The following is a 7,281-nucleotide window of genomic DNA, read 5'->3' on the forward strand; positions in this document are numbered from 1 at the left end:
GGATGACGGAGAACGGCAAACGCAAACTGGAGCAATACGGCATCGCACCTCCGGGCCCGAGGCCCACATCCGGCCCGATTCCCGTGCAGCTGGGAGTTAAGTGCCCGCGTTGCGACTCGTTGCGCACGAAGACCGTCTCGCAGTTCGGCTCGACATCCTGCAAGGCGCTCTACGAGTGCCTCTCGTGCCTCGAACCGTTCGATTTCTTCAAACCCCACTGACCCGTGTTCCTGGCCCGTTGCGGCCCACGCTCAAGGAGGAGCCATGGCAGCCACTAATCTCGGCAGCGTTACGTCGCCCGCGCCGCGCAAGCGTGCGACGTTCCACTCGTTGCGTGTGAAGCGCATCGCGCCGCTCACGAAAGACTCCGTCGAAGTCACGTTCGACGTGCCCGCCGACCTGCACGGTCAGTTCGACTATCTGCCCGGCCAGCACGTCGCGCTGCGCGCGCTCGTCGAAGGCGATGATCTGCGCCGCTCCTACTCCATCTGCCGTCCGCTGCAGCCGGGCGAGCTGTCCGTCGCGATCAAGCGGGATGCGGGGGGCCTGTTCTCGAACTGGGCGAACGACACCCTGCAGCCGGGCCAGGAGATGGAAGTCATGAGCCCCCAGGGCACGTTCACCTCGAATCTGCCGTCCTTCGACGGGAAGCACGTCGTCGGCATCGCTGCGGGTAGCGGCATAACGCCCATCGCCTCACTCGCGCACACGGTGCTGCAGAGCAGCCCCGACAGCCGCTTCACACTGCTGTATTCGAATCGCTCGACGATGGACGTCATGTTCGTGGAAGAGCTCGCCGACCTCAAGGACGCCTACCCGAGTCGCTTCGCGCTGCACCACGTGCTCTCGCGCGAACAGCGCTCTTCACCGCTCATGTCCGGACGCCTCGATCAGGAGCGGCTCCGCACGATGTTCGGCAGCCTCATCTTCCCGGCAACCGTCGACGAGTGGTTCCTGTGCGGCCCGTTCGAGCTCGTGCAGCTTGTGCGCGACACCCTGCCGGAATACGACGTGGACGCCTCGCACATCCGTTTCGAACTCTTCACGACCGGCGAGCCCGGGTCGCAGCCGAAGCGGGCTCGGCACGTCGAAATCCGTAAGGGCGACGATGTCTTCGAGATCAACTTCCAGCTGGACGGGCAGACCAATCGGGTCGAGAGCCCCGTGGACGCCCACGAAACGATCCTGAACGCGGCCCTCCGCATCCGGCCGGATGTTCCCTTCGCGTGTTCGGGTGGTGTTTGCGGCACCTGCCGGGCCAGGTTGTTGACGGGCAGTGTGAACATGGACGAGAACTACGCGCTCGAACCCGACGAAGTCGAGAAGGGTTACGTGCTGACCTGTCAGTCGCACCCGACGAGCGAGAAGGTCACCGTCGACTACGACGTGTGACCGGCCGCAAGAGAGCAACCACGAGGAGACACCATGATCGAGCTCACCATCGATGGCGACGTTGCGGAGATCACGTTGAACGACCCCGCCAAGCTCAACGCGCTCAACGCCGATACGCTCGCCGAACTCGGAGGCGCCTACGAGGAGGCGGAGCGGGCGAGCGTTCGGGCGCTCGTGCTGCGCGGGGAGGGCAAAGCCTTCTGCGCTGGCCGCGACATCGCCGGGCTCGACACCGAGAACGACGACGTGCTCGGTTTTCTGGGCGATAGCGTGCAGCCTTTGCTCGAGCGGATGGCAGCGTTCCCGGCGCCCACCTTTGGGGCGGCGCACGGCGCTTGCCTCGGGCTCGGCCTGGGTCTGCTGATCGCGACCGACGTCGTCTACGTCGCGGAGTCGGCCAAGATCGGGTCGCCGTTCGCGAATCTCGGCGCAACGCTCGACTCCGGCGGTCACGCGCTGTTCTTCGAACGCCTCGGAGCGCACAAGACGCTCGACCTCATCTTTACCGCCCGACTCATGAGCGGCACGGAGGCCGTGCGGTCGGGGCTGTTCTCACAGATCTTCGCGGATGAGGACGTACTGGATGCGACGCGCGCTGCGGCTGCCACAGCGGCGACGGGTGCGACGAGGGCGTTCCTGGAGTCGAAGGAACTCATCCGTCGGCTGCGCGATGAGCGAATCGGGCTCTGGGATTCGATGGCCGACGAGAACCGTGCCCAGGCAGCACTGTGCGCTACTCCCGATTACAAGGAGGGTTTCGCGGCATTTACGGAGAAGCGCACGCCGACGTTCACCGGCAGGGCGTAGCCCGCGGGCGTCGAAACACGGCGCTTTTCGCGTTCTACACCGAGAGGCGGCGCTATTTGCCGTTTTTGCGGAACGACGCCGCTTTTCGCGCCGTGCCTGGCTACTCACCACGTATTCAGGAGAAGTTCGAGAGGATGGCATCGTGACGTACCAGCAGCAGCCCTACGCGGACGCGAACCAGCCCGGATACGGCCAGCAGCCGTCGACCGTGGAGCCGCCGATCGGCGAGCCCTACTTCGGTGTCGGATTCGGTAGGGCATTCAAGCGGTTCTGGCGCGGCTACGTCGTCTTCAAGGGGCGCGCGAGTCGCGCCGAGTACTGGTGGGCGTTCCTCTGGATCCAGATCATCATGTTCATTCTCGCGTTCGTGTACGTGATCGGTGCGATCGTCACGATGATGGTCCAGTTCTCCGACCCGACCAACCTCAGTTCCAGCGCTGTCAACGACCCCGGGTTCGGCCTCTGGATGTCGCTTTCGATCCTCGGCTGGGCAGCTCCGATGTTCCTGTTCTCGCTCGCGATCATGCTCCCGACGTACGCCATGACGTGGCGTCGACTGCAGGACGCGGGGTTCCACGGTGCGCTCGCGCTCCTGGGCATTGTCGGCCTGAGCATCGTACCTGTGATCATGTGCATCTTCCCCACGAGCCAGAACGCCACGAAGTACGGGCCGGGTGCGGTTCCGGCTCCTGAATTCCCCCCGGGCGTCTACTACGAGCAGCCCCAGCAGGGGTATCCGCAACAGGGGTACGGTCAGCCGAACGCACCCCATCCCGGCTACGGGCAACCTCCGCAGCAGGGGCAGTAACGCGACAGGTCACCGCGCACGAAGGCGCTGAGAACGGTAGCGTAGAAGCATGCCCGTCTCTCGCACTCGCATCCTTGAGCTTCCCGTCGATACGAACAAGGCGATCGACGCAGCCAGGCATGCCGTCGCAACGGTCATACAGGGCACGCCGGTGGTCCATGGCTCCGCAGTAACGGGCTCGGTCAGAACATCCTGGGCTAGCTGGGGAGAGGATCTCACTCTTACCGTTGCGGAAGCGGCGAACGGATCGCGAGTCACGGTGAAAAGCGCATCGAGGCTGCCGACGCAGTTCCTCGACTGGGGCAAGCACCGCAAGAACCTCAACCGTCTGCAACACGAACTCGAAACCGCGGCGCAGGTGCACGCTGCCGTTATCGACCCCGGTTGATCGACGCTAACCCTGCGAGTCAGCGCGGCGCATCGGGCGAGACCCAGCGGCCGTGCCAATCGGTCAGAATCTCCGCAACCATCGTCGGCATCAGCTTGAGTGCGGCATTCCGGACGGCTCCCGTGACGGGATGCGTCGCCTGCATCCAGCGGATCGCGCGCCACGAGCGAATCTGCATCCGTTGCGCGCGTTGTACTCGCTCCTCGTTGAAGCGTGCGAACAGCGTCTCGATGTTGGGCTCATCGCGCAGCAGGACGCGCAGCACCGCTGCGTCTTCGAACGTCTGGTTCGCCCCCTGCACGAGCGAGGGCACCATCGCATGCGCAGCATCCCCCACGAGCAGGGCGGGCGTGCCGGTGCGCGTCGACGTGAAGCGCGGCAACCCCGTGGGCAGGTAGAACAGCGGCTGACGGGTCACGGCATCCCGCTGCGTCGCTGCGATGTGCTCGCTCAAGGGTGCTTCGAACAGCCCGCCGAGCTGCGCTGCCTCGGCGGCAGATTTTTCGCCCGCCGTGCTCGGCCCGCGCTGACGATCGATCGCCGAGATGTACCAGAATGCACCGTTGTCGAGCGGCAGGATGCCCGCTTCCGTTCCGCGCCCGACCCACGAGGTCACGAGCTCCGGCGTGCTCTCGAGCGCATCCGAGATGCCGAACCAGCACGCGGCGCCCGAGTAGTCCGGCTGAACTCTCGGCTTGATCCAGCGCCGTACGGTCGACCGCAGGCCGTCTGCACCCACAACGAGGTCTGTCTCCGGCAGATCGGCATCCGATCGCACGAGCGTTGCTCGCCGCGTCTCCACGCCGAGGTCGTCAGCACGGTCGGCCAGGATGCGCAGCAGCGTCTCCTCGCGAATGCCGACGATATCGCCGGCTCCGGTCTCGGTTTCCTGCATGAGCGGCGTGCCGGCATCGGTGAGGATGCGGCCCATCCTCGTCGTGACTCCCGCACGCTCGACCACGCCACGCAACTCGATAGCGGCGAGGGCTTCGAGCCCGTTGCCGGTTATGGCGAGTCCGAGCGAGGGTTTGGGCGGAGCGGCCGCACGATCGAGGACCACGACCTCGTATCCCGACTCGGCCAGTGCGATGGCGGAAGTGAGGCCGGCGATACCTGCCCCGACGACGGTTGCGCGCTTCGTCATGTCTCAACGCTAGGGCATACGCATTACGCCGCCAACGCCGCACGATGGAAACGGCACGCGAGGAATCAGTTCACAGCGGCTTCACCATAATGAGCGTCGGGCCATCCCAATCGAGGTTCTCCACCTCTTCGACCGGCAGGAATCCCAAAGCGGAATAGAACTCGCGAGTCGCCGCATAGCCCTCATCCGCGAACGACGGGCCGACGGTTTTGACCTGCATGAGGCTCGCATCGGATGCGCGCAGCTCGGCTTCGAACGCGTCCACGAGCATCCGCCCCACTCCCGCGCCACGGTGCCCGGCATCCACCGCGATGAAGTGAATCTCGCCGGATTCGGGGAAGTGACGGTCGGCAAGCAGCACGCCGACGATTGCACCATTGACGCGCGCGAGATAGCTGTCGCGTTCGGATGCGGCGGTCACGTAGTGCTCGTTCGCCGCTGGGATGCCGAACCACGACGGCAGACCGGCGATGATGCGGCGCACGGCCTCGGGGTCGCGATCGCGCACGATTTCGACACCACCTCTGTACGTTTCGCTCGGCATCGCGCGTTCGGCATCGGTGAGCTCATCGTCGCGCTGATGCTCGCGACGATCCCAGACCAGCCACTTCGCGGCGATCGCCCGCTCCAGGTCGATGCCTTCCTGCTGCGAAAGGGCGAGCAGGAGACCGGTGGCGTCCGCGAGTTCGAGCGCGAACCGTTCGCGGGCATCCTGATCGCCCCCTTTATCCCGCTGACGGCCCGTCGCCTGCAGGTAGGCGTCGGCGAGCTCGCCGAGCTCCTCCTGGAGTTTCAGCATGAGCCAGTCGCTCGAGCGTTCGAAGCCGTAGATCTCCGCGTAGCGCCGGTTGATCGCGTCGATGCGGGCGGCGGTGTCGTTGATGCGCATGGTTACAGTCTCACACCGCAGTACGCTGATTGCATGGATCAGCACTTCGACGATTTGATCGCCGCCAACCGCGATTACGCGAGCGCGTTCGACATGCAGGGCTTCGACGGCATTGCGAAATCGGGTGTCGCGATCGTGACGTGCATGGATTCACGCATCGACCCACTCGGGATGGTCGGCCTGAAGCCCGGGGACGCCAAGATTCTGCGGAACCCCGGTGGGCGCGTGACCGGCCGTGTGCTGATCGCGCTGGTGCTGGGAGTGAATCTGCTGAACGTGGACCGCGTCATCGTCGTGCAGCATACGCGTTGCGCGATGGCTTCGGCGAGCGAGCAGGAACTGAAGCAGCGGATCATGGACGCATCCGGGCAGGACATCACCTGGATGGATCTCGGTGCCATCAGTGACGCCGCCGCAACCCTGACGGAGGATGTCCACCGTGTCGAGACGCATCCCGTCATCGGCGGTCGCGTGAAGGTTGCCGGTTTCGTCTACGACGTCGACACGGGGCTGCTTGCTCGCAAGGCGTAAACCCCTACCCACCGCGGCGCTGGGTGCGAAAAACTTCGAAACATGACGGTCATGTTTCGAAGTTTTTCGCACCCTACGAGCGTGGGAGACAGCATAGGCTGGGGGCATGCGTATGAACGTGGAATCCTTCAACCTCGACCACCGCGCGGTCGCCGCACCATTCGTCCGCGTCGCGGACCGCAAGGAGCTGCCTGGCGGTGACGTGCTCGTGAAATACGACGTGCGCTTCACGCAGCCGAACGAGAGCAGTCTCGACATGAAGTCGATCCATTCGATCGAGCATCTGACGGCAGAGCTGCTGCGCAACCACACCGACAAGCTGATCGACTTCTCGCCGATGGGGTGCCAGACCGGCTTCTACGCGCTCATGCTGGGAGTCGAAACGGACGAGTTCCTGCCGCTGCTCGAGCGTGCATTCGCAGACATTCTCGAAGCTACCGAGGTGCCTGCGGCGAATGAAACGCAGTGCGGCTGGGGCGCGAACCACACGCTCGAAGGGGCGCAGGATGCCGTTCGCGCGTTCCTGGCAGCGCGCGCCGAGTGGGAGACCGTGATGCGAGATGACGCGTAGCGTCGTCATACTGACGGCGATGCAGCTCGAGGCGGACCCGTTCATCGAGCTGCTGGAAGGCGCCGAACACGTCGAGGCACCGCCCGAGGGCATGCGTGTCGTGCGCGGCTCACTCGAGGGCCGGGATGCAATGGTCGCCCGCACAGGTGTCGGTCTCGTTGCCGCCGCGACCGCCGCGACTTGGGCCGCCACCGCGTTCTCGCCCACCGCCATCATCTCGGCGGGCACCGCCGGAGGGCTCTCCCGCGGGATCGATGTCGGCGACGTCGCCGTGAGCGAAGCCGCCACCTACGGCACGGCCGATGCGACCGAGTTCGGCTACGAGCGCGGCCAGGTGCCGGGCCAGCCCGTTCGCTTCGATGCCGCGCAAGAACTGCTTGGAGCCGCGAAAGACGCGAGCGAGCAGCACTGGCGGTTCGGCCGCATCCTCTCGGGAGACACGTTCGTGACCGCCAAGAACGTTGCCGACACTCGCGAGGCGTTTCCGGATGCCGTGGCCACCGACATGGAGTCGTGCGCGATCGCGCAGACCGCGAGCGCCTTCGGTATTCCGTGGCTGTCGGTGCGCGGGATCTCCGACCTCTGCGGGCCGGAGGCCGGGCAGGATTTCCACATGGACGCAGCCGAAGCAGCGGAGCGCAGCCGGGATGTGGTCGTGGCGATCCTTCGCGCCCTGCCGTGAAGCTCGCGCTGAAAAGGTGCGCTGAGCGGGAGTCGAACTGGATTATCCCGTCGAGCACCCGCTGAGGTG

Annotated in this window: 9 protein-coding genes and 1 pseudogene; 8 read left to right on the top strand and 2 right to left on the bottom strand. The window is 65.3% G+C overall.

Going from position 1 to position 7,281, the window contains the following annotated elements:
* The 5 genes and pseudogenes from Q0O95_RS12465 to Q0O95_RS12485 form a co-directional block, all read left to right on the top strand.
* Nucleotides 1-221: pseudogene (locus Q0O95_RS12465) on the top strand (phenylacetate-CoA oxygenase subunit PaaJ); the annotation flags it as partial.
* Between the two features lie 43 nt (nt 222-264).
* Nucleotides 265-1,392, top strand: coding sequence for a 1,2-phenylacetyl-CoA epoxidase subunit PaaE (paaE, locus tag Q0O95_RS12470; protein WP_293699206.1), 1,128 nt, complete (start codon nt 265-267; stop codon nt 1,390-1,392).
* A gap of 33 nt (nt 1,393-1,425) precedes the next feature.
* Nucleotides 1,426-2,199 (top strand): enoyl-CoA hydratase/isomerase family protein, encoded by a 774-nt coding sequence (locus tag Q0O95_RS12475; RefSeq protein ID WP_293699208.1) that lies wholly within the window; start codon nt 1,426-1,428, stop codon nt 2,197-2,199.
* A gap of 142 nt (nt 2,200-2,341) precedes the next feature.
* Nucleotides 2,342-3,007: a DUF805 domain-containing protein gene (locus Q0O95_RS12480; RefSeq protein ID WP_293699210.1), complete on the top strand. Its 666-nt coding sequence runs from the start codon at nt 2,342-2,344 to the stop codon at nt 3,005-3,007.
* A gap of 49 nt (nt 3,008-3,056) precedes the next feature.
* Nucleotides 3,057-3,395: a hypothetical protein gene (locus Q0O95_RS12485; RefSeq protein WP_293699213.1), complete on the top strand. Its 339-nt coding sequence runs from the start codon at nt 3,057-3,059 to the stop codon at nt 3,393-3,395.
* 19 nt (nt 3,396-3,414) lie between these two features.
* Here Q0O95_RS12485 and Q0O95_RS12490 read toward each other — a convergent pair whose 3' ends face one another.
* Nucleotides 3,415-4,539 carry an FAD-dependent monooxygenase gene (locus Q0O95_RS12490; protein WP_293699216.1) on the bottom strand — a complete coding sequence of 375 codons (1,125 nt, stop codon included), beginning with the start codon at nt 4,537-4,539 and terminating at the stop codon, nt 3,415-3,417.
* A 70-nt stretch (nt 4,540-4,609) separates the two neighbouring features.
* The gene (locus Q0O95_RS12495; RefSeq protein WP_293699219.1) at nt 4,610-5,428 is read right to left on the bottom strand and encodes a GNAT family N-acetyltransferase; all 819 of its coding nucleotides are present in this window, start codon (nt 5,426-5,428) and stop codon (nt 4,610-4,612) included.
* Between the two features lie 33 nt (nt 5,429-5,461).
* Here Q0O95_RS12495 and Q0O95_RS12500 point away from each other — a divergent pair, with 33 nt between their 5' ends.
* From Q0O95_RS12500 to mtnN, 3 genes are all read left to right on the top strand, one after another.
* Nucleotides 5,462-5,959, top strand: coding sequence for a carbonic anhydrase (locus Q0O95_RS12500; protein WP_293699222.1), 498 nt, complete (start codon nt 5,462-5,464; stop codon nt 5,957-5,959).
* A 106-nt stretch (nt 5,960-6,065) separates the two neighbouring features.
* On the top strand, nt 6,066-6,530 hold the full coding sequence (locus tag Q0O95_RS12505) for an S-ribosylhomocysteine lyase (protein ID WP_293699225.1): 465 nt from the start codon (nt 6,066-6,068) through the stop codon (nt 6,528-6,530).
* Complete coding sequence (gene mtnN / locus Q0O95_RS12510; protein WP_293699228.1) at nt 6,520-7,212, top strand: 5'-methylthioadenosine/S-adenosylhomocysteine nucleosidase; 693 nt, start codon at nt 6,520-6,522, stop codon at nt 7,210-7,212. Before Q0O95_RS12505 ends, mtnN begins: the two co-directional genes overlap by 11 nt.
* The last annotated feature ends 69 nt before the right edge of the window (nt 7,213-7,281 follow it).

This window comes from uncultured Agrococcus sp., from assembly GCF_945915485.1.
GTDB lineage: Bacteria > Actinomycetota > Actinomycetes > Actinomycetales > Microbacteriaceae > Agrococcus.